Origin of the sequence: Rhizobium sp. 9140, assembly GCF_900067135.1 — a bacterium.
GTDB lineage: Bacteria > Pseudomonadota > Alphaproteobacteria > Rhizobiales > Rhizobiaceae > Ferranicluibacter.
In genome coordinates, this window is sequence record NZ_FJUR01000001.1 from 2,199,667 (window position 1) to 2,220,043 (window position 20,377).

The window sequence follows — 20,377 nt, forward strand, 5'->3', positions numbered from 1 at the left end:
TCAAAGCTCTCTCCCGTTCGGCACGGTTCCCCAAACAACAGGCGACAGCAGCGGCTCTGCCCTGTCGCCTTTTCCGTCGCTACCATATAATATAAGCCAAGGTGTGTAAAAGAGCCGGACGCGACGCCCTGGTTCTTTTTTCCGCTATGGTGGAGAAAATCCTCCGCCTGCTTCTTATATCCACGCGAAATCATATCGATTGCGCCCGTTCGACCTGCGGACGGACCTGCCAGCGGGATGGCCGTATCATGGATGACATTTACAACAGCCGCATTCTCGAATTTGCCGGAAACATTCCTCGCAGCGGACGGCTCGATCCCGCCGACGCGGAGGCCTCCGCGCATTCCAAACTGTGCGGTTCCAAGGTCAAGGTGACCATCCGGATGGTCGATGGGCACATCACGGATTTCGCCCACGATGTCAAAGCCTGTGCGCTGGGCCAGGCCTCGTCATCGATTATGGCGCGCAACATCGTCGGCGCCAGCGTGGAGGAGGTGCGGGCGGCGCGCGACGCGATGCTCGCCATGCTGAAGGCAGACGGCGAGGGGCCGGACGGACGGTTCGCCGACATGCGCATTCTGCGACCCGTCAAAGACTACAAGGCCCGGCACGCATCGACCATGCTGACCTTCGACGCGGTCGTGGACGCCATCGGCCAGGTGGAAGCCGCCCGATCCGAGACGTCCGAAATGGATAAGGCGACCGCCTGACCATGTGCGACGGCAAAGCCGACTGCCGGCATGATGCCGGGCAACGAGGCCCCTATCGCGGCCGCAACTGGCGGGGTCCGTTCCCACGCACGCCGGGACGCCTTGCCGGCATGGCTCTGATCCGCCTCTATCAGCTAACCCTGTCGAGCTTCATCGGCAACGGCTGCCGCCATATCCCGACCTGTTCGGAGTACGGCTATGAGGCGATTGCCCGCCACGGCCTCTGGCCCGGCAGCTGGATGACGCTCTACCGGATCGCCCGTTGCGGCCCCGGCGGCAAGGGGGGGCTCGATCCGGTGCCGCCACAGCTTGTCGGCAAACTTCGGTGGCTGGCACCCTGGCGCCGCCGATCCTGAGGTCTGCGGCAATCCCAGCCTCTTTCCACTTTCGGCAAATGCCTTTATACCGCGCGCGTTCGTAGAGAAGAACCGCTTGCACCCGCATACCGGCCGCAAGCGGTCCCATTCATTGCATACCCACCCGCATTCGTTGGCGGGACTGGATAGGAGAAACAGCATGTCCGTTGCCCTCACATTCCCCGATGGCTCCATTCGCGAATTTGCGCCCGGCACGACCGGCCGGGAGGTCGCTGAGTCGATTTCCAAATCGCTTGCCAAGAAGGCCGTCGCCATCGCGCTCGACGGTACGTTGCGCGATCTGTCCGATCCGGTCGAAAACGGCCGCCTCGAGATCGTCACCCGCGAAGACCCGCGCGCGCTGGAACTGATCCGTCACGATGCCGCCCACGTCATGGCGGAAGCCGTGCAGGAGCTTTGGCCCGGCACGCAGGTGACGATCGGACCTGTCATCGAGAACGGTTTTTATTACGACTTCGCCAAGGCCGAGCCCTTCACGCCCGACGATCTGCCGAAGATCGAAAAGCGGATGAAGGAGATCATTCAGCGCAACAAGCCTTTCACCAAGGAAGTCTGGCCGCGCGACAAAGCCCGTCAAGTGTTTGCCGATAAGGGTGAGGCATACAAGGTCGAACTGGTCGATGCGATCGCCGAGGGACAGGACCTCAAGATCTACTATCAGGGCGACTGGTTCGATCTCTGCCGCGGGCCGCATATGGCATCCACGGGCCAGATTGGCACGGCCTTCAAGCTGATGAAGGTCGCCGGCGCTTACTGGCGCGGCGACAGCAACAACCCGATGCTGACCCGCATCTACGGCACGGCCTGGCATACCCAGGAAGACCTCGACCGCTATCTGAATGTTTTGGCAGAAGCCGAAAAGCGCGATCACCGCAAGCTCGGCCGCGAAATGGATCTGTTCCATTTCCAGGAAGAGGGACCGGGCGTTGTCTTCTGGCATGGCAAGGGCTGGCGCATCTTCCAGACGCTCGTCGCCTACATGCGTCGTCGCCTCGCCGGCACCTATCAGGAGGTCAACGCACCGCAGGTTCTGGACAAGTCGCTGTGGGAAACGTCCGGTCACTGGGGCTGGTACCGCGACAACATGTTCAAGGTGACGGTCGCGGGCGACGATACGGATGACGATCGCGTCTTCGCGCTGAAGCCAATGAACTGCCCGGGCCATGTGCAGATCTTCAAGCACGGCCTGAAGTCTTACCGCGAACTGCCCATCCGGCTTGCGGAATTTGGCAATGTTCACCGCTACGAACCGTCCGGCGCCCTGCATGGATTGATGCGCGTGCGCGGCTTTACGCAGGACGATGCGCATGTGTTCTGCACCGACGAGCAGATGGCTGCCGAATGCCTGCGCATCAATGACCTCATCCTCTCGGTCTATGAGGATTTCGGCTTCGACGAGGTCGTGGTCAAGCTTTCCACACGCCCGGAAAAGCGCGTTGGTTCCGACGAACTCTGGGATCGCGCCGAGAGCGTGATGATGGAGGTGCTGAAGACCATCGAGGCGCAGTCGGAAGGCCGCATCAAGACCGGCATCCTGCCGGGCGAGGGCGCTTTTTACGGCCCGAAGTTCGAATATACGCTCAAGGACGCCATCGGCCGCGAATGGCAGTGCGGCACGACGCAGGTCGACTTCAACCTGCCAGAGCGCTTCGGTGCCTTCTACATCGACAGCAACTCGGAGAAGACGAAGCCCGTCATGATCCACCGCGCCATCTGTGGTTCGATGGAGCGGTTCCTCGGCATTCTCATCGAGAACTTCGCCGGCCACATGCCGCTCTGGGTCTCGCCGCTGCAGATCGTCGTCGCCACCATCACCTCCGAGGCCGATGCCTACGGCGAGGAAGTGGCCGAACTCCTGCGCGAGGCAGGTCTCACGGTCGAGACCGACTTCCGCAATGAGAAGATCAACTACAAGGTCCGCGAACACTCCGTCACCAAGGTGCCCGTCATCATCGTCTGCGGGAAGCGGGAAGCGGAAGAACGCACGGTCAACATCCGCCGTCTGGGCTCGCAGGCTCAGACGCCGATGACGCTCGATGAAGCGATCGCAAGCCTCGTGGAAGAAGCGACACCGCCAGACCTTCGCCGCAAAGCCGAAGCGAGGAAAGCACGCGCCGCAGCAGCGGTCTGAGTGCTCGAACAGATAATGAGATGAAGGAAAAGCCGGGCCGGGAGGTCCGGCTTTTCACATCAGATAGCGCGTGGGGGAGGTTGCGGGGAAAATGGGGTAGGTCGCGGGCGACGTACGCCACTCAGTCCTGAGCGTTGCCCGGTGCGACGGCTGCGGACTGGGCGCCCGGTTGCGCCGCCGTGTTTGATAGCAGCACCTCGACATCGGCATTCACGCCCGCCGTCACGGTGAAGTCGCGCTGGTAGATTTTCTCATTGTTGCGCGCCACGGCGCTGTAGTCGCCTTCGGCGAGCACCAGCGTCGGAAAGGCGCCGACGCTTTCGCTGACCACGTCGCCGGATGCCGTTAGGATTGACCAGGCTGTGTCGGCGATCGCCTCACCGCCCGGTTCAGCGACCAGTTTCAAGGTCAGTTTTGCCGCCCGGTGCTGGATCGTCGCTTCGGTCAGCTTGCCCGCTTCCACCTGGATATCGGCGCGGATAACCGCGTTCACGGACCCGTAATTCGACACGACGTGATAGGTGCCGGTGTTCAGCCGCACGACGGTGCTGGGCTTCACATCCGCCACCACCAGCGCCCGCTCGCCGTCCTCCTTCACATCGGAAGAGAAGATCGAGAAGGAAAGCTCGCCCTGCGGGATACGCACGTCCGCGCCGGAGACGGCGTTGAGCGTGACGCCGCCTGCGTCGAGCACCAGCACCTGTCGCTCGAAGCTGCCGGTTTCCGCAACGCGAATCTTGCGTGTGGCGCCGGCGCGCCCGAAGGCGACGTTGACGAAATACTCGCCCGGCACCAGTTGGAATGCGGCCGAGCCGCCCTGCGACGTCGCCACCAGCGGCAGCTTTCCGTCGGACCCGGGGATGGGGCTGAACACGCGCCACGTCAGTCCCTGCTCCACGGCGCCGCCCTTGTCCTTCAGCAGTGCCTCCAGCCGCACGTCGCGGGTGGTCGGTCCGTGCGCGGCTTCGCTCGGAATAACCGGGCTGAAACTGTTTAGCTTGGGCATCTTTGGCTGAGCGGAGATCGAGGGGAAGCTCTTGAAGGGATCGTCCTGCACGTCCTGCGCCCATGCGCTGCCAGCCATGCCACCAGCCGCGCCGAAAACAATCATGGCAGCAAGGGCAAGGCCCGGACGAGGGGCCGAGGGCAGGCAGGTAAGAAGAGCCGGGTAACGCATGATACGGTTGACTTCCTGACGAGGTAGCTCCACTTGAGACGCCGGTATGGCGAATTCGTGGCTGCCGGCAATGGACATCATCTGCGGCAACCTACTGCATAATGTGCAGGACCGGTACAGGGTTGCGCAAGGTTAAAGCACTTCCGTTGTGCATATCGGTAGGCGGCGCCACGCTCGGGCCTTCGTGCCAAGCCATTCCGGCCGGCGGATAACGTCGGCAGCAGACGATATTCCGGCATGCGACGGCCTCCGTCGCAGGACCGCTTCCGTGAAAGTGACCGACATGACGACGGCTCCCGGCCTCAAGGACTACCTCGCAACGCGCCGCTCCATCCCCGCCTTTCAGATGTGCGAACCCGGACCTGGGCAGGCGGAGATCGAGGAGATGCTGACGCTCGCCTCGCGCGTTCCCGATCACGGCAAGCTCGCGCCGTGGCGCTTCATCGTTTATCGCGGCGAAGAACGTGGCCGTATCAGTGCGGATCTTGCCCGCTTGGCGCTGGAGGCGAAACCGGATCTTTCCGAGGAGATGATCAAGGTCGAAAACACGCGATTGACCCGCGCGCCGGTCGTCGTCGCCGTCGTCAGCACGGCCGCGCCGCATGCCAAGGTGCCAGAGTGGGAACAGATCATGTCGGCCGGCGCCGTCTGCCTCAACCTGTTGATGGCTGCCAATGCGCTCGGCTATTGCTCGAACTGGCTGAGCGAGTGGTTCGCATTCGATCAGCGCGCCTTTCCGGTTCTCGGCATTCGGGACAATGAGAAGGTTGCCGGCTTCATCCATGTCGGCTCGCCGCAGGTGCCGCCGACGGAGCGTCCGCGTCCGGCACTCTCCGACATCGTCACCTGGGTCGGCAGCGACGCGTAAGGGCTCTATGATGTTTTATCCCACCGAAACCAACGCCCACGGCCTGCCGCACGATCCGTTCAAGGCCATTGTCTCGCCGCGGCCGATCGGCTGGATCGGCACGCGGGCAGAGGACGGCAGCCTCAATCTCGCGCCCTACTCCTTCTTCAACGCCATCTGCGATAAGCCGAAGATGGTGATGTTCTCGTCCTCCGGCTGGAAGGACTCGGTCCGCAATATCGAGGAGACCGGCGTCTTCACCGCAAGCTTCGTCAGCCGCGACCTCATCGACCCGATGAACCGCTCCTCGGCCCCGTTGCCGCACGGGGAAAGCGAGTTCGCCGCCGCCGGCCTGACGCCGGTCGATGGAAACCTCGTCCAGGCGCCGTTCGTCGGCGAGGCCTATGCTGCGCTCGAATGCCGGATGACGGAGATGTTCCGGCCGAAGACCTTGTCCGGCGAGCCCGCCGAAAACCATGTGGTCATCGGGCAGGTGGTCGGCATCCACATCCGCGAGGAAGCCTTGCGAGACGGTCGCTTCGACATGGCGAAGGCGCGTCCGGTCGGTCGGCTCGGCTACATGGATTATGCCGACGCCGGCGATGTCTTCGAACTGTTTCGCCCGAAGCGCTGAGCTGTAGGAGTTGGACGCCCCGCTCGAAAATATCAGTCCGCGCGGCTGTCTTGCCCCAGCGTTACCCATTGCGCCGCCGTCCGCAAAAGCACGTTCCGGAATCCGTGATCCAGCGCGGAATCGCGCAGGCGCTCCAGCGCATACCCATCGGTTTCTCCCGAGGGCAGGGACCAGAAACAGGGTACGCGGGCGCTCACAGCCTGCAGAATCATGTAGCCACGCGCCATGATGACGGCCGGGGATGTGGACCGAGCCGCCTTTCCCGGCAGGCCGAGGGCATCGGCAAGTGCGTCCTCGTCCAGCACCAGCGCGATCAGGCGCGCCGACGCGCCGGACAGGCGTTCGGTACCGAGGAAACTTGCCGGTGACGTGCCGAAGACAGCAAGGATCGAAAGACTGCCGGCCCCAAGGCCCGCTTCGGCCTCGATCACGCCGAGCGCGATGTCCGCCGCCTGCAGATCGGCGCGTCCCCGACAGTCTGGCAGCAAGATCCCATCCGGGCGGAGCGTTTCGAAAACGGCTATGGTATCGTCTCGCTCAACCGCATCGAGGCTAACCTCGAGGAGCAGACGCTGCGGGCGCGGTGTCGGAACAGGGTCTTCCAACCCGATCACGACGGCAAAAGCTGCGTCAGCTGGCGTATCGCCCGGGGTCAGCCGCACGATCGGACCGGTTTCGCTGGCGTTAATCGACATGGTGAACCAATCTTAAACGTTTCGCATTTAACGTGACGACATCAGCATTTGTTCGTTTTGCGTAGTGGGGCGTCGGTGATCATACAAGCATTTCTCCGCTGGGTCGAAACCGCAAAGGCAACGGACCGCGCCCGCGCTGCCAGCGCCCTGGCGCGCGCCTATTGTGCGAAGGATGGCAACCGGATCGACCGGCATGCAGCCGATATGGCGATGACCTTTCTTCTGGACGATCCCTCACCAAAGGTGCGTCTGGCCCTTGCCGAAGCGCTGGCGTCGGCGAGGGACGCCCCACGTCCAATCATTCTGTCGCTGGCCGAAGACCAGCCGGAGATCGCCTTCGCCGTCGCCACCCGCTCCCCCGTTCTCTCCGATGACGATCTGATCGATCTTGCGGCGCGCGGAACGCCCGAGCTGCGCGCCTTCATCGCCTCCCGGAAAACGGTATCTCGCACTGTGGCGGCTGCCATCGGCGAAATCGGCGGTGTGCCGGAGGTCGTGATCCTCCTCGAAAATTCCTCGGCCGACATTTCGCGCCGAACCCTGAAGCGTCTCGCGGATCGTCATGGAGATGTTTGCACCGTGCGCAACATGCTTCTGGAGCGCGAGGATCTGCCGGCAGATGCGCGGCAGGTTCTGGTCGAGCATGTGGGCACCGCGCTGAACGGCGTGGCTTTCCTCCAAGCCGTGGTCGGGACCGAACGCCTACAGCGTGTAGCTCGGCAGGCCTGCGAAACCGCCGCCATCGACATGGCGGGCGAGGTCGCGGACGTGGATATCAAAGCCTTGATCGCGGAACTCCGCACGACCGGACGCCTGACGCCTGCCTTGCTGGTCAACGCACTTTGCCATGGCCGCATCGACTTCTTCGCAGCCGCCATCGTGGACTTGACCCATGTTGGCGAAAAGCGGGTGCGCTCCATTCTCTCGGACGGACGGACGCAAGCGCTCCAGGCTCTGTTCGAATCGGGCGGTCTTGGTCGCGAGATCGGTGCGCTTTTCGCAGAAGCCATCCTGATCTGGCGGAGAGAGCGACGACAGGGCAGCCATCTCCCCGCAGCGTCCATCGCCGCAGTCCTCGTCCATCGCCTGCGCCAGACGCCGGATAGCTCCGGCTTGTCGGAATGTGTGGAAAAGCTCGCCATCGCCGAGCAGCGGCGCTTCGCCCGCGATTACGCGCAACTGGCTGCACGACAGGCGGCCTGACACAGGCGCGCGTCGTCCCATCGGCTCGAGTACGCCGCATGTCGGAAGGCTTTCGTCCGGCAACGAATTCCGATTGCTGACGGGATACTGTAAGGCATGGGTGACGCCGGAAATGGCGAAGATTATTGCACAAGGAGAAGCTCCATGTCCGAAGCGAATCGGCGAGCCGTCGTCACCGGTGCGGGTGGGTTTCTTGGCCGCCATCTGACGCTGTCCCTCTTGCGGCAGGACTATGCTGTCTGCGGAACCTTTCGCTCGGCCGTTCGCGGCAAGCAGGCAAGGATGGCTCTTGAAGAGATGCACGGACAGCCCGCCGACAATCTCACTGTCGCCCTCGCGGATCTGGAATCCAATGACGGTTGGTCGGCGGCGCTGAACGGTGCCGATGCTCTGTTCCACACAGCATCGCCTTTTCCGGCCAAGACGCCGGACGATCCGCAGGACGTGATTCGGCCGGCTGTCGAGGGCACCCGGCGCGTCTTAAGGGCAGCGGCCGACGCCGGTATTCGCCGCGTCGTGCTGACCTCATCGATTGCCGCCGTCATGTATGGCGATGGCGTGGCCCCCTATGACGAGCGCAACTGGACGGACGCGGACGGCAAGTTCGCCACCGTCTACTACGCGTCGAAGACGCTCGCCGAGCGCGCCGCCTGGGCCGAGGCCGAAGCGCTGGGTCTCGACCTGACGGTGCTCTGCCCGGGCATGATCCTCGGTCCGATGATCGGAAAGACGGTGGCGACCTCGGTCGGGACCGTGCGCAATCTGCTGAACGGCCGCTATCCCGCCATGCCCAAGTTTTCCGTGCCCATCGTCGATGTCCGCGATGTCGCGACGGCGCATGTCTTGGCGCTCCAGACCGAGGCCGCGATCGGCGAGCGGTTCATCATCGCCGGGCAGTCGCTGAGCATCGCGGACATCGTCGCCATTCTCCGCGAGGCGGTTCCCGAGAGAGGGGGGAAGTTGCCCGGGATGACCGTTCCGAACTGGACGGCCAAGGCTGCAGCCTCCATGCATCCCGGCCTTGCCATGATCGTGAAGGAGCTTGGACGCGACAACCGCGTGAACAGCGAAAAGGCACGACGCCTGCTCGGCTGGACGACGCGCCCGGAGCGCGAGACCATCGCGGGAACCGCCACAAGCCTGATTGCTGCCGGCTTGATCATCTGACCGCAGGCACGTCGAGGGCGCCGTTCGCCGGACGTCAACGGGCGATTCGCGTTGCAACCCAGGAATAGCCGTCACCCAGATAGTGAACGGGAACGGACATCGCATGGCGGATCTTCTGCGTGTCCGGCAACACGCCGCGGATCATTGCGTAAGCCCGCTGGGGTAGCGGCTGACGCTCTCCAGAGGCGGCATCGGCCGGATGTGGAGCGGGTGGTGCGTTCGCAGATGCTGCTGTCGGGAGGGATGCCGGCGAGGGCGTGGAGGCGAGCGGGGGTGTGGAAGGAGCGACGGTGTCGTTTTCCGCTGCCGTTGCAATCGATGCGTCCACGGTCTTCTCGCACATGGCGACGATCACCGGATAACTGGCATTCGAATAGGCGGGGAGCTTTCGCTGGGATTGGTCGTCGCAGGCGGCCACCGTTTCCCATGAGCCCTTTACCGTATCGACGTAATGGCACTGGCTGACGCTGTCGTCACATCCGAGAATCGTCATCACGACAAGCGCTGCAGTCACCATGATCTGTTCTCTCTCCTGTTTCGAAGACGATGGTAAACAAATCGTAGCTCGGAATTATGGCGCGAACATCCCAGCGGTCATCGATTTCGTTTTGGCTTCACCGCAGCACGCACAAGCCGTCATCGTACCCTCTGGATCGCTGTCAGAATCGGTATAGAAACAGCTGAAGCAGCTTTTGCTGCTCTTCACCTTGCAGATTCTCTTTCTCAGGAAACGAAGCCAAGTGACTCTGGACATTCGAAAAGAACCCCCGCGTCAACCTGACGTCATCGATCTTCTCAACCAGTCGGACGCCTACGCCCAGTCGCTTTACCCGGCGGAGAGCAACCATCTGGTCGATCTTGAGACGCTGGAAAAGCCGGAAGTCTCGTTTCTCGTCGCGCGGCATGACGGCGCCATCATCGGCTGCTGCGCGCTGGTGGCGGCCGGTGATGGCAGCGGCGAGATCAAGCGGATGTTCGTCGACCCGAAGGCGCGTGGCATGCGCGCAGGACGGTCTCTCCTGGACGCGATCGAGCAGACCGCGCGGGACACCGGACTGACGACGGTCCGGCTCGAAACCGGGATCTACCAGCCGGAAGCCATCAGTCTTTACCGCAAGGCGGGCTACCGCGACATCGAGCCGTTCGGAAGCTACAAGCCCGATCCGCTCAGCCTTTTCATGGAAAAGATCGTCGCCTGATCAAAAGGGACGGACACAACGTTGCCGATCAGATGTCGAGGTTTTCGGCGAAGACAGCCCGTTCCTGGATGAAGCGGAAGCGGGCTTCCGGTTTGGTTCCCATGAGATTGTCCACAGCGTCGCGCGTTCCCTCGAAATCGACATCATCGATGGAGACCTTGAGGAGCGTGCGCTTTGCCGGATCCATCGTCGTTTCTTTCAACTGCGCCGGCATCATCTCGCCAAGGCCCTTGAAGCGTCCGATCTCGACCTTGCCGCGGCCGGTAAATTCCTTCTCCATCAGCTCGACCCGGTGGATGTCGTCACGCGCATAGAGCGTCCTCGTCCCCTGCGTCATGCGATAAAGCGGGGGCACCGCGAGATAGAGATGACCGCCGCGAATCAGTTCCGGCATTTCCTGATAGAAGAAGGTGATCAGCAGCGAGGCGATATGCGCTCCGTCCACGTCGGCATCGGTCATCACGATGACGCGGTCGTAGCGCAGGTCTTCCTGACGATATTTCGACCGCGTGCCGCAACCGAGCGCCTGCACGAGATCGGAGATCTGCTGGTTTGCGCCCAGCTTTTCGCGACCGGCGCTGGCGACGTTGAGGATCTTGCCGCGCAGCGGCAGGATCGCCTGGTTGGAGCGGTTGCGCGCCTGCTTGGCCGAGCCACCGGCCGAATCGCCTTCGACGATGAACAGTTCGGCACCCAGTGCCGAGTTCTGCGAGCAATCGGCAAGCTTGCCCGGCAGGCGCAGCTTGCGCACCGCGCTCTTGCGGGTCACTTCCTTTTCCTTGCGGCGTCGGACGCGCTCGTCTGCGCGCTCGATCACCCACTCCAGAAGCTTTGCCGCTTCCTGCGGATTGCCGGCGAGGAAATGGTCGAACGGATCGCGGATCGCGTTCTCGACGATGCGCTGCGCCTCGACCGTCGCGAGCTTGTCCTTGGTCTGACCGACGAACTCCGGCTCGCGGATGAACACGGACAGCATGCCGGCGGCGGAAATCATCACGTCGTCCGTGGTGACGATCGCCGCGCGCTTGTTCTGCGTCAGCTCCGCATAGGCCTTGAGACCCTTGGTCAGCGCGATGCGCAGGCCCGCTTCATGCGTCCCGCCCTCGGGCGTCGGAATGGTGTTGCAATAGGAGTGGACGACCGAATCGCCGCCATACCACGTCACGGCCCATTCGAGCGCGCCATGGCCGCCGGTCTTTTCCGTCTTGCCGGAGAAGATCTCGCGCGTCACCGTGAACTCGGAACCCATCGTCGCCTTGAGGTAATCCTTCAAGCCGCCGGGAAAGTGAAAGACCGCCTTGTCAGGCGTGTCCGTTCCCTCGACCAGCGCCGGATCGCACGACCAGCGGATCTCGACGCCACCGAAGAGATAGGCCTTGGAGCGGGCCATGCGGAAGAGCCGTGCCGGTTCGAACTTGGCGTGGGGGCCGAAGATTTCCGGGTCGGGATGGAAACGCACGCGGGTGCCGCGCCGGTTCTGTACGTCGCCCAGTTCCTCAAGGCCGCCCTGCGGGATGCCGCGAGAGAAACGCTGGCGATAGAGCCGCCGGTTGCGCGCGACTTCCACTTCCAGCACATCGGACAGTGCGTTGACGACCGACACGCCGACGCCATGCAGACCGCCGGATGTCTCGTAGACCTTGCTGTCGAATTTTCCGCCGGCATGGAGCACGGTCATGATCACTTCGAGCGTCGACTTGCCCGGAAATTTCGGATGGTTCTCGACCGGGATGCCGCGACCATTGTCGGTCACCGCGAGGCACCCTTCGGCGTCGAGATGGACGTCGATAAAATTGGCGTGGCCCGCCACGGCTTCGTCCATCGAGTTGTCGATGACTTCGGCGAACAGATGGTGCAACGCCTTCTCGTCCGTGCCACCGATATACATGCCGGGGCGACGGCGGACCGGCTCGAGGCCTTCAAGAACTTCGATAGCAGACGCGTTGTAATCGCCCGTGTCGGCCTTCAGCTGAGAGGCGGGGGTTCCCGGAGCACGCGTGGCTGCTTTCGGTTCCTCTGCCTTCGCCGGGGCGCCGGGTTTTGCATCCGCTGCCTTACCGGCAGACGACGTCGGGTCGAGCGTCTTCGGCTCGGAGGGCTTCCGGGGAGCGGGCGGTGTGTTCGCGAAAAGGTCGTTGCTGTCCGTCATCTGGTGCGTCAAACGTCTTTCGATGTGTCGGCTGATCCTGTAGGTCGGGCATCGCCTGTCCGTCGTCTGCCCGCCTCTTCATACAAGGGCCGGCCGTCCGGCGAAAGAGCCAAGCGCGCCAAAGAGATCAAAAAGGGAACAAGACATGGCCCGGTCCACACTTTCTTTGAAACGCATCGCCGCATCGCGCGCTCTTGCCCTGGTTTTTGCCCTTGCCATGGGCTTCACCGAGGCGGGCGCTGCGACGTTGAAGCCGTTCAAGGACGACCTTTTCGGATATGGTCGCATTCTGGAATCACGCGACGACGGAAACTGGCTGACGGTAGACTACGACGAGATGCGTGACATCAATGGCCGGGACGAGATCCCCGAACGACGCGTCAAGCGGCCCTATGTCTCTCTGGGAATCAAGCGCGTGCAGGCGAACGAGACCGTCGATATTGGCGGGCGCGGGCTCGATGTGTTCCGGGTGGGCGCACCGGAGAATGCCGCCTTCACGGTGATCTTCATTCACGGTCGCGGCGGCGACCGGCGGCTGGGCGCAAACGACTACTCCTTTGGCGGCAACTTCAATCGGCTAAAGAACCTCGCCGTGGAAAACGGCGGCGCCTATTACGCGCCAAGTGCCCGCTCTTTCGATACGGATGGCGCTGCGGATATTGCCGGGCTGATCGATGCGCTGGCGCGTCGTTCTCCCGGTCGCCCGATCATCCTGTCCTGCGCGTCGATGGGCAGCTTCCTCTGCTGGGGCGTCACGCGAAATGCCGCGGCGGTCAAGCAACTCTCGGGGATGATGATCATGGGCGGGGCGACCGATCCCGACTTCGGCAAGAGCGCGGCCTTCGCTCGCAAGATGCCCATGTTCTTCAGCCATGGCAGCGCGGATGGCACGTACAAAGCGGAGGATCAGGCTGCACTCTACGGGCGTCTGAGGAAGGGCGGCTACCCCACGCGCTTCGTCCTGTTCCAGACAGGCACGCACGGAACGCCGGTGAGGATGACAGACTGGCGGGATGCCATCAATTGGATCCTTTCGCGATAGATGCAACCTGAGCGATTTTCCCTTCATTAACCACCGATTGAAGTCCCAACCCTTTTGCAGGTCGTGTTCGTCTTTCGGAAAGCACGGCGTGACAGTCTCCCGGCAGTTGAAAAAACCGGGGTGCAATCATGGATGCGCGAACCGACACACGGCTTGTTCCGCTTTGCGTCGATTTGGATGGTACGCTTGTCGCAGCCGATACGCTGTGGGAAGGCGTCGCCGTCGTCCTGTTTCGCAATCCGCTGATGCTGTTCGCGCTCGTCGTCTGGGCGTTGCGGGGCAAAGCGCATCTCAAACACGAGGTCGCAGCCCGATCCGGACGCACGGGTGGCGACTGGCCCTATCGCCCCGAGGTGATGGAGCGGCTGCAGCGGGAGCGGGCGAGCGGCCGCGACATCGTCCTCGTCACCGGCGCCGCCGAACGGGTGGCGCTGGATGTCGCAGCCCATGCAGGCATCTTCACCGGCGTGCTGCATTCCTCATCCACCCACAACCTCACAAGCCATCGCAAGCGCGAGGAACTGGTCGCACGCTATGGCGAGGCCGGGTTCGACTACATGGGCAACAGCCGGGATGACGTGGCCGTGTTCGATGCCGCCCGCACGGCCATCGTCGTCGCACCGGATCGCGCAGCGGAAACATGGCGCCGCCGACATGGTGCCGAGCGTCTTGAGACCGGCACGATCGGTATCAAGGACACGCTGAAGTCCATTCGTATCCATCAATGGGCGAAGAATATTCTGATCGCCGTGCCGATGGCGCTGGATCATGACATCCTCCAGCAAGAAGCGCTGATCAACACGATCCTCGCCTTCTTTGCCTTCAGCTTCCTCGCCTCTGCGGTCTATGTCATCAACGACATCTCGGACCTGACGAATGACCGCCGCCATCCGAAGAAGCGGTTCCGGCCGCTGGCGAGCGGGCGCATGTCCGTCCCGACCGGCCTGGCACTCGCTGCAAGTCTCCTCATCGCCTCCGGCGCGCTGACGATGACGATGCCAGGAAACTTCATTCTGACACTTGGAATTTACCTCGCAATTACCACGGCGTACACATTTTTCCTAAAGCGGAAACTGCTGGTAGACGTCTTCACGCTGGCGGGCCTTTACACGATCCGCATCGTCGCAGGTGCGACGGCGACGGGAACGGAGCTTTCCTTCTGGCTTCTCGCCTTCTCGATCTTCTTCTTCCTCAGCCTTGCGCTGGTGAAACGCTATGTCGAGCTGGACGAGCATGGCGGCGAAGCCGGTGCGCAGGTTCCGGGGCGCGGCTATATGCAGGTCGATTTCGAGATGGTCGGCCAGGCCGGCGTTTCCTCGGCCTTCGCCTCCGCGCTCGTTCTCGCGCTCTACATCCACAGCGTCGAGATGCAGCAGATGTACAGCATGCCCGCCGCGCTCTGGCCGCTCTGCCCCATGGTCCTCTACATGCTGCTGCGCATCTGGATGCTCGCCCGACGTGGCGCGCTGCATGAGGATCCGGTCGTTTTCATCATGCGCGACTGGCGCAGCATCGCCACCATGGCCGCAGGCGGTGTGCTGGTGATGATCGGCGCGGTCGGTATTCAATGACGGGCGCGACGAAAACACCGATGGCCGTGAATTTCGACAGCTGGGGCCGCCTCGACACGCGCGGGCGCCATACCATCAGCCCGGATGCCTTCGAGGACGATATCCATACGGCCGCACCGGGCGGATATCTGCCTTTTGGCAACGGCCGCTCCTATGGCGATAGCTGCCATAATGATCGGGGCCTCCTGATCGACAACCGCAAGCGCGGTCGCATCCACGCCTTCGACCCGGGTACCGGCATTCTCTCCGCCGAAGCCGGCGTCACTCTGTCGGCCATTCTCGCGCGCGCCGTGCCGCATCGCTTCTTCCTGCCGGTCACCCCCGGCACGGCCCATGTCACGCTTGGCGGCGCGATCGCCAACGATGTACATGGCAAGAACCACCACGCCCGCGGGACCTTCGGAAACCATATCCGGCGGCTGACGCTGCTGCGCTCCGACGGTGGCACTCTCACATGCTCGGAGACCGAGAACCCGGAGATGTTCAGCGCCACGATCGGCGGCATGGGCCTGACCGGCCTTATCCTTGATGTCGACCTCCAGATGATGAAGGTGCCCTCAGCCCACATCCAGCAGCACGCCATCCGCTTCGACAGCCTCGAAGACTATTTCGGCATGATCGACCGCGTCGATGCCGAGCATGAATATTCCGTCGCCTGGATCGATCAACTGGCCACGGGCCGCAAGGCGGGCAGGGGCATACTCCTGGCCGGCGACCATGCCGACGCCTCCTGCGAATTCCCCGATCTGCCGCGCGGACGCACGCTCGCGGTCCCGGTCACGCCGCCCTTCAGCCTTCTCAACCGCTTGACCCTTACGGCCTTCAATGCCGCCTATATCCGCAAGGCGAAACCCGGCGAGACGGTCGAGACGGTGAAATGGTCCGGCTATTTCTATCCTCTCGATGCGATCAGGAACTGGAACCGTCTTTACGGGCCGAAGGGCCTATACCAGCACCAGAGCGTTTATCCCGCCGATGTCGCACCTGCGGTCACCGCGCGGCTGATGGAAGCGGCCCGAGACGCCGGACATGGCTCCTTCCTGACGGTTCTGAAACGCTTTGGCGAGCACCGTTCGCGCGGCCTGTTTTCCTTCCCGCGCCCCGGTTTCACGCTCACCCTCGATTTCGCCAACCAGGGCGAGGGCACCCTGAAGCTCCTCGATAGGCTCGACCGGATCGTTGTGTCTGCTGGCGGTGCGGTCAACCCCTACAAGGATGCGCGTATGAGCCCGCAGACCTTCGAGGCGTCTTTCCCGGAATGGCGAAAGCTCGAGTCGATGCGGGATCCCGCGATGATGTCGGACTTCTGGCGGCGCACCGCTATGGCTGTCTAAAGCACGGGATACGATCAATTTTAATAAAAGAAATCAGCAAGTTTCACCGAATAGTGGATTCTCTTCCGTAAGGTGAAATCCAGCCAAGAACGAGCCCGGACAGGGTGCCCGAAAAGGGAATACGACATGAAATATTTGGCCTTCATATTGTTTACCGTGCTGACCAATGCGGCGGCACAGCTGATGCTGAAGCAGGGCATGCTGAGCCTCGGTCCTTTGACGTTCACGCCCGATACCGCGATCGCGCGGTTCTTTCAGATCCTGTTCAACCCCTGGGTCTTTGCCGGGCTTGCCACCTTCGCCATCTCGATGGTGTCGCATCTCTACGTGCTGTCGAAGGTCGAGTTGTCCTTCGCCTACCCCTTCCTCAGTCTTGCCTATGTGGCCGTCGCCGTTTTCGCCTACTTCATCTTCCGCGAGGACCTGAATGCCTGGCGCATCGCCGGTATCGGCTTCATCTGCGTGGGAACCGTCCTCATCGCACAGTCCGGCCGCACGACGCCCGCGGAAGCCGCAGCGATCGATACCCCGGCCACAAAATCCATCCATATTGGGAGCCCGACATGAAACACGTCATTTTCGGAGGCGACGGCTTCGTCGGTCGCCATCTCGCCGAGCGCCTCGTCAACGAAGGCGAACAGGTTCTGATTGCCGACATCGTCAAGTCCGACCTGCCGCATTACGCCCATGGCCGTGTCCGCTTCGTCCATTGCGACGTGACGGATCTCGATCAGGTGATGAAGGTCGATATCGGCCCCGACGATATGGTCTACAACATGGCGGCCAAGATGCTGTCGCCGCTGCAGGTGCGCGCCAAACGCTGGAAGTTCTTCTGGCCGGTCAACTATTACGGTGCCGAAAATATCATGAAGGCGACGGCGGCTTCGGGCGCCAATCGTCTCGTCCAGTTCACGACCGACATGATCTACGGCCACACGGTGCAATCGCCGCAGGCGGAGGACCATCCGGTCAAGCCGCTCGGCGAGTACGGCAAGTCGAAGTGGGCGACGGAGCAACTCTGCCACGCCTATCGCGAGAAGGGCATGCGGATCTCGATCTTCCGTCCGCGTCTGATCATCGGTCCGGGCCGCCTCGGCATCCTGGAAAAGCTGTTCAAGCTGATCGACGCCAACCTGCCGGTGCCGATGATCGGCTCGGGCAAGGCGCCTTACCAGTTCATCTCCGTGTTCGATTGCGCCGAAGCCGCGCGTCTCGCCTGGAAGGGCGGCGTGCCGAACGAAGCCTATAATCTCGGCTCCGACAATCCGCCCTCCGTGCGCCAGCTTCTGGGCGGTCTGATCCAGCATGCCGGCTCCAAATCCATCCTGATTCCCACGCCAGGCTTTGCCGTCAAGGCAACGCTTGCTGCCTTCGATGCGATCAACCTGCCGATCATGGACCCGGAACAGTACCTGATCGCCGACGAGATGTGCGTTCGCGAGACCGGCAAGTTGAAGCAGGAACTCGGCTGGAAGGCCCAGTTCAACGACGGCGCCATGCTGATCGCCGCCTATGACGAATATCGCGCGAAGAAATCCAAAGGCACCGTCGGCACGCCCGCCGCCCTGCCGGCCGAATAAGAGGGAACGATCAAGATGCTCGATACGCCCGCCCGTGTCCTCGTTGACTCCACCGCCATCGACGCCCCCCAGCCCGTGCGCAAACCGGTTGCCAAGCCCGATCTCCTGACGGTCGAGGACGCCAAGGCCCTGACCGTTCCGGAAATGACGACCCTCTTCAAGGATCACGTCAATCCCGGCCAGCTCCACTTCATGAAGCTGCTAGGCTTCCACAAGGTGAAGATCGAGAGCGCCGAGGGGATGTATTACACCGACCAGAACGGCCGGAAGATCCTCGATTTCTTCGGCGGTTTCGGCTCGCTCGCCTTCGGTCACAACCATCCGCGTCTGCTCGAAGCCCGCAAGCGTTTTCAGGATGAGAACCGCCACGAGATCGCCATTGCCTTCATGTCGCAATACGCGGCGGCCTTTGCGAAGAATCTCGCGACCGTATCGCCCGGCGAACTCGACATGGTCTTCCTCGGTTCGTCCGGTTCCGAGGTCATGGAAGCCGCCGTCAAGCTTGCCGAACGCGCAGCCGGCCCGAAGCGGCCGAAGGTGGTCTATGCCGAGAATTCGTTCCACGGCAAGACGAAGGGCGTGCTGAACATCACCGACGGCGCGCTCTACCGCGCCGATTTCGCGGTCTCCGGGAATACTGTCCGCGTACCCTTCGGCAATATCCAGGCAATCGAGAACGCCTTCCGCGCCGATCCCCAGATCGGAGCGATCGTTCTGGAAACCATCCAGGGCGGCGGTGGCATCATACGCGCACCCGATGGTTTCTGGACGGAACTCCGCGCGCTCTGCGACCGCTACGGCGTCATCTGGGTCGCGGACGAGGTCCAGTGCGGTTACGGCCGTTCGGGCCGGTTCTTCGCCTTCGAGCATGAGAATGTGGTGCCGGACATCACCGCGCTCGCCAAGTCGCTCGGCGGCGGTAAGGCGGCCGTGGGCGCCATGATCGCCCGGCGCGAGATCTATATGAAAGCCTATGGCACGCCGAAGACGGCGATGATCCACGCGATGGCGACCTTCGGCGGTATGGGCGAGGCCTGCGTCACCGCCATCGAAGCGCTGAACATTCTGTATGACGACGGCTTGATCGACAATGCGGCGGAGCAGGGCGCCTACCTGCTGGCCCGGCTCGACGCACTGCGCGAGAAATATCCAAAGATCATCAAGGAGGTCCGGGGGCAGGGCCTCATGGTCGGGCTCGAGTTCCAGGACTTCAGCCAGACGATGCCGCTAGTGCTGCGACCCGTCATCGGCATGCTCGACGACAAGCTCAAGGGCTCGCTCTCCGGTTTCATCGGCGCGCTGCTCCTGCGGGACTACGACACGCTCGTCGCCTTCACCGAATACAACCGCAACGTTATCCGCCTGGAGCCGCCGCTGATCTGCGAGCGCGCCCATGTCGATCAGTTCGTCGATGCGCTCGACGATCTCCTCGGCCGCGGCATCATTCGGATCGTCAAGGATTTCGTCGGCAGTCAGATGGGCTGAGGCCAAGACTGAGAATATGGCGCGCGGGCGGGGAACCGCCCGCGTTTCTGATTCCGATGTTCCATGCGTGATGAATGCTTTCCACGACCGGGCGGATTTGCTACGGCCGATCCATCGTCGGAAAACGGGAGAGAAGCCGAATGACACCTGATGTGCGTCCGCTTGTTGCGGGGAACTGGAAGATGAACGGGCTGCGCGCCTCTCTCGACCAGATCAAGGCGATGGCCGAGGGGGTCACAGGCCCGCTGTCCGAAAAGGTCGAGGCGCTCATCTGCCCGCCGGCAACACTGCTCTACGTTGCCACGGCGCTTTGCACGGATAGCCCGCTCGCCATCGGCGCGCAGGATTGCCACGTCGCCGTGTCCGGCGTGCATACGGGCGATATCTCTGCCGAAATGATCGCCGACTGCTTCGGCACCTACGTCATCGTCGGCCATTCCGAGCGCCGCACCGATCATGCCGAGACGGATGCAATTGTGCTCGCGAAGACGCAAGCCGTTCTGGCAGCCGGCCTTACCGCCATCGTCTGCATCGGTGAAACCGGTGATGAGCGCAAGGCAGGCCAGACGTTGGATGTCCTCAAGCGCCAGCTCGACGGCTCGCTGCCGGATGGCATCACGGCTGACAATACCGTCATCGCCTACGAGCCCGTCTGGGCGATTGGGACCGGCCTGACACCGACCGTGACCGACATCGAGGAGGCTCATGCCTTCATGCGTAGCGAGCTCAAGGCCCGGTTCGGCGACGAAGGCGCGGCGATGCGCATCCTCTACGGCGGCTCGGTCAAGCCCGGCAATGCCGTCGAGCTGATGGGTATCGCAAATGTCGACGGCGCGCTGATCGGCGGCGCGAGCTTGAAGGCGCAGGACTTCCTCGCCATCTATGGTGCGTACGAGCAGTTGCTTGGCTGATCATCGGGGCTTGGAATAGCGGGCTGCTTGGTATATTGAGCCCACGAAACCGAAATTCGCTGCGAGGACGCGGCCGGGAACACGCGGCCGTTCCGTGCCCGGCTTTTCGTGAAGATTTGCGGCAAAAGAGACGTCAAGCGCGGGTGACGAACGGCGACATCGCCG

At 62.7% G+C, this 20,377-nt stretch carries 19 protein-coding genes; 15 read left to right on the top strand and 4 right to left on the bottom strand.

Annotated elements, in window-relative coordinates; all coding sequences use genetic code 11:
- Positions 1-245: 245 nt before the first annotated feature.
- The 3 genes from GA0004734_RS10375 (at position 246) to thrS (ending at position 3,218) form a co-directional block, all read left to right on the top strand.
- Entirely contained in the window at positions 246-710 is a 465-nt protein-coding gene (locus tag GA0004734_RS10375; protein WP_092936155.1) for an iron-sulfur cluster assembly scaffold protein, read from the top strand.
- A 2-nt stretch (positions 711-712) separates the two neighbouring features.
- A complete protein-coding gene (gene yidD, locus GA0004734_RS10380; RefSeq protein WP_092933476.1) occupies positions 713-1,066 on the top strand; it encodes a membrane protein insertion efficiency factor YidD in 354 nt (117 codons plus the stop codon).
- A gap of 160 nt (positions 1,067-1,226) precedes the next feature.
- Positions 1,227-3,218 carry a threonine--tRNA ligase gene (thrS, locus tag GA0004734_RS10385; protein ID WP_092933478.1) on the top strand — a complete coding sequence of 664 codons (1,992 nt, stop codon included), beginning with the start codon at positions 1,227-1,229 and terminating at the stop codon, positions 3,216-3,218.
- 121 nt (positions 3,219-3,339) lie between these two features.
- On the opposite strand, the gene GA0004734_RS10390 is transcribed toward thrS, so the two are convergent.
- Entirely contained in the window at positions 3,340-4,329 is a 990-nt protein-coding gene (locus GA0004734_RS10390; protein WP_092936157.1) for a hypothetical protein, read from the bottom strand.
- A gap of 349 nt (positions 4,330-4,678) precedes the next feature.
- Here GA0004734_RS10390 and GA0004734_RS10395 point away from each other — a divergent pair, with 349 nt between their 5' ends.
- Both GA0004734_RS10395 and GA0004734_RS10400 read left to right on the top strand, forming a co-directional pair.
- Positions 4,679-5,263: a nitroreductase family protein gene (locus GA0004734_RS10395; RefSeq protein ID WP_092933480.1), complete on the top strand. Its 585-nt coding sequence runs from the start codon at positions 4,679-4,681 to the stop codon at positions 5,261-5,263.
- 10 nt (positions 5,264-5,273) lie between these two features.
- Positions 5,274-5,876 (top strand): flavin reductase family protein, encoded by a 603-nt coding sequence (locus GA0004734_RS10400; protein WP_092936159.1) that lies wholly within the window; start codon positions 5,274-5,276, stop codon positions 5,874-5,876.
- Positions 5,877-5,908: 32 nt separating this feature from the next.
- On the opposite strand, the gene GA0004734_RS10405 is transcribed toward GA0004734_RS10400, so the two are convergent.
- Entirely contained in the window at positions 5,909-6,571 is a 663-nt protein-coding gene (locus GA0004734_RS10405; RefSeq protein ID WP_092933482.1) for a hypothetical protein, read from the bottom strand.
- A 75-nt stretch (positions 6,572-6,646) separates the two neighbouring features.
- Here GA0004734_RS10405 and GA0004734_RS10410 point away from each other — a divergent pair, with 75 nt between their 5' ends.
- Positions 6,647-7,774, top strand: coding sequence for a DUF2336 domain-containing protein (locus tag GA0004734_RS10410; RefSeq protein WP_092933484.1), 1,128 nt, complete (start codon positions 6,647-6,649; stop codon positions 7,772-7,774).
- Between the two features lie 144 nt (positions 7,775-7,918).
- The gene (locus GA0004734_RS10415) at positions 7,919-8,941 is read left to right on the top strand and encodes an NAD-dependent epimerase/dehydratase family protein (RefSeq protein ID WP_092933486.1); all 1,023 of its coding nucleotides are present in this window, start codon (positions 7,919-7,921) and stop codon (positions 8,939-8,941) included.
- Positions 8,942-8,975: 34 nt separating this feature from the next.
- On the opposite strand, the gene GA0004734_RS10420 is transcribed toward GA0004734_RS10415, so the two are convergent.
- Positions 8,976-9,458: a hypothetical protein gene (locus GA0004734_RS10420; protein WP_245292390.1), complete on the bottom strand. Its 483-nt coding sequence runs from the start codon at positions 9,456-9,458 to the stop codon at positions 8,976-8,978.
- A 223-nt stretch (positions 9,459-9,681) separates the two neighbouring features.
- Here GA0004734_RS10420 and GA0004734_RS10425 point away from each other — a divergent pair, with 223 nt between their 5' ends.
- Positions 9,682-10,140 carry a GNAT family N-acetyltransferase gene (locus tag GA0004734_RS10425; protein ID WP_092936163.1) on the top strand — a complete coding sequence of 153 codons (459 nt, stop codon included), beginning with the start codon at positions 9,682-9,684 and terminating at the stop codon, positions 10,138-10,140.
- Positions 10,141-10,168: 28 nt separating this feature from the next.
- Here GA0004734_RS10425 and parE read toward each other — a convergent pair whose 3' ends face one another.
- Positions 10,169-12,289 carry a DNA topoisomerase IV subunit B gene (parE, locus tag GA0004734_RS10430; RefSeq protein ID WP_092936165.1) on the bottom strand — a complete coding sequence of 707 codons (2,121 nt, stop codon included), beginning with the start codon at positions 12,287-12,289 and terminating at the stop codon, positions 10,169-10,171.
- 145 nt (positions 12,290-12,434) lie between these two features.
- Between parE and GA0004734_RS10435 the strand changes: the two genes are divergently transcribed.
- The 7 genes from GA0004734_RS10435 to tpiA all read left to right on the top strand — a co-directional run bounded on the left by GA0004734_RS10435 (position 12,435) and on the right by tpiA (position 20,212).
- Complete coding sequence (locus GA0004734_RS10435; protein ID WP_092933488.1) at positions 12,435-13,331, top strand: phospholipase; 897 nt, start codon at positions 12,435-12,437, stop codon at positions 13,329-13,331.
- Positions 13,332-13,459: 128 nt separating this feature from the next.
- Positions 13,460-14,902 carry a UbiA family prenyltransferase gene (locus GA0004734_RS10440; protein WP_092933490.1) on the top strand — a complete coding sequence of 481 codons (1,443 nt, stop codon included), beginning with the start codon at positions 13,460-13,462 and terminating at the stop codon, positions 14,900-14,902.
- Between the two features lie 20 nt (positions 14,903-14,922).
- Positions 14,923-16,236 carry an FAD-binding oxidoreductase gene (locus GA0004734_RS10445; protein ID WP_092933492.1) on the top strand — a complete coding sequence of 438 codons (1,314 nt, stop codon included), beginning with the start codon at positions 14,923-14,925 and terminating at the stop codon, positions 16,234-16,236.
- Positions 16,237-16,362: 126 nt separating this feature from the next.
- Positions 16,363-16,803 (top strand): EamA family transporter, encoded by a 441-nt coding sequence (locus GA0004734_RS10450; RefSeq protein ID WP_092933494.1) that lies wholly within the window; start codon positions 16,363-16,365, stop codon positions 16,801-16,803.
- Entirely contained in the window at positions 16,800-17,816 is a 1,017-nt protein-coding gene (locus GA0004734_RS10455; protein ID WP_092933496.1) for an NAD-dependent epimerase/dehydratase family protein, read from the top strand. Before GA0004734_RS10450 ends, GA0004734_RS10455 begins: the two co-directional genes overlap by 4 nt.
- A 15-nt stretch (positions 17,817-17,831) precedes the next feature.
- Positions 17,832-19,301 (top strand): aspartate aminotransferase family protein, encoded by a 1,470-nt coding sequence (locus GA0004734_RS10460; protein WP_092933498.1) that lies wholly within the window; start codon positions 17,832-17,834, stop codon positions 19,299-19,301.
- Positions 19,302-19,441: 140 nt separating this feature from the next.
- A complete protein-coding gene (tpiA, locus tag GA0004734_RS10465; RefSeq protein WP_092933500.1) occupies positions 19,442-20,212 on the top strand; it encodes a triose-phosphate isomerase in 771 nt (256 codons plus the stop codon).
- The last annotated feature ends 165 nt before the right edge of the window (positions 20,213-20,377 follow it).

Excerpts from the sequence above, each read along its gene's own strand:
- GA0004734_RS10460 (WP_092933498.1), top strand. The coding sequence starts at position 17,832 with ATGCTCGATACGCCCGCCCGTGTCCTCGTTGACTCCACCGCCATCGAC.
- GA0004734_RS10440 (WP_092933490.1), top strand. The coding sequence starts at position 13,460 with ATGGATGCGCGAACCGACACACGGCTTGTTCCGCTTTGCGTCGATTTG.
- GA0004734_RS10395 (WP_092933480.1), top strand. The coding sequence starts at position 4,679 with ATGACGACGGCTCCCGGCCTCAAGGACTACCTCGCAACGCGCCGCTCC.
- GA0004734_RS10435 (WP_092933488.1), top strand. The coding sequence starts at position 12,435 with ATGGCCCGGTCCACACTTTCTTTGAAACGCATCGCCGCATCGCGCGCT.
- GA0004734_RS10450 (WP_092933494.1), top strand. The coding sequence starts at position 16,363 with ATGAAATATTTGGCCTTCATATTGTTTACCGTGCTGACCAATGCGGCG.
- parE (WP_092936165.1), bottom strand. The coding sequence starts at position 12,289 with ATGACGGACAGCAACGACCTTTTCGCGAACACACCGCCCGCTCCCCGG.
- thrS (WP_092933478.1), top strand. The coding sequence starts at position 1,227 with ATGTCCGTTGCCCTCACATTCCCCGATGGCTCCATTCGCGAATTTGCG.
- GA0004734_RS10445 (WP_092933492.1), top strand. The coding sequence starts at position 14,923 with ATGGCCGTGAATTTCGACAGCTGGGGCCGCCTCGACACGCGCGGGCGC.
- GA0004734_RS10405 (WP_092933482.1), bottom strand. The coding sequence starts at position 6,571 with ATGTCGATTAACGCCAGCGAAACCGGTCCGATCGTGCGGCTGACCCCG.
- GA0004734_RS10400 (WP_092936159.1), top strand. The coding sequence starts at position 5,274 with ATGTTTTATCCCACCGAAACCAACGCCCACGGCCTGCCGCACGATCCG.
- GA0004734_RS10415 (WP_092933486.1), top strand. The coding sequence starts at position 7,919 with ATGTCCGAAGCGAATCGGCGAGCCGTCGTCACCGGTGCGGGTGGGTTT.
- tpiA (WP_092933500.1), top strand. The coding sequence starts at position 19,442 with ATGACACCTGATGTGCGTCCGCTTGTTGCGGGGAACTGGAAGATGAAC.
- GA0004734_RS10420 (WP_245292390.1), bottom strand. The coding sequence starts at position 9,458 with ATGGTGACTGCAGCGCTTGTCGTGATGACGATTCTCGGATGTGACGAC.
- GA0004734_RS10390 (WP_092936157.1), bottom strand. The coding sequence starts at position 4,329 with ATGATTGTTTTCGGCGCGGCTGGTGGCATGGCTGGCAGCGCATGGGCG.
- yidD (WP_092933476.1), top strand. The coding sequence starts at position 713 with ATGTGCGACGGCAAAGCCGACTGCCGGCATGATGCCGGGCAACGAGGC.
- GA0004734_RS10455 (WP_092933496.1), top strand. The coding sequence starts at position 16,800 with ATGAAACACGTCATTTTCGGAGGCGACGGCTTCGTCGGTCGCCATCTC.